The following is a 388-nucleotide window of genomic DNA, read 5'->3' as shown; positions in this document are numbered from 1 at the left end:
GTGTCAGAGGGTGTGGCATCAGCTTCATTTTCTCCTGCTTCTTCAAGTACTTCAGGATCGAATGAACCATCTAGAGGAATACCTTCAGCTATTAAACAAAACTCAGCTATTTTTTCTTCAAAAAGGTAACGATTAAGCCCTGCATAGAACTCATCTACAGTGAACTGCTTATCGAAAGCCTCCACAATTAACTGAATTAATGCATCTAATTGTTGAATAGTTGGTCTTTCTTGTAAGTAATCAACTTTCTCTTTTAAAGCAAGATATTTTTTATATGTCATACCTGAAATAAACGGGCTGTTCATTGTTTTTTCTTCACCATTTATTCTTAAAACTAAATCCATCATTTTAGTTTCCTCCTCAAAATAAAAACACGCCCTGTTAAGAG

1 protein-coding gene is annotated in these 388 nt (G+C 34.5%); it reads right to left on the bottom strand.

Features of this window, described 5'->3' with window-relative positions:
• The coding region (gpG, locus tag AC1DWA_RS33675) for a phage tail assembly chaperone G (RefSeq protein WP_477917875.1) at positions 1-347 on the bottom strand (347 nt) is incomplete at its 3' end.
• Between the last annotated feature and the right edge of the window lie 41 nt (positions 348-388).

Source organism: Rhodococcus sp. P4_F3_2 (genome assembly GCF_056401335.1).
Note: the sequence above shows the minus strand (reverse complement) of the source record. Positions and strands in the feature narration are given on the sequence as shown.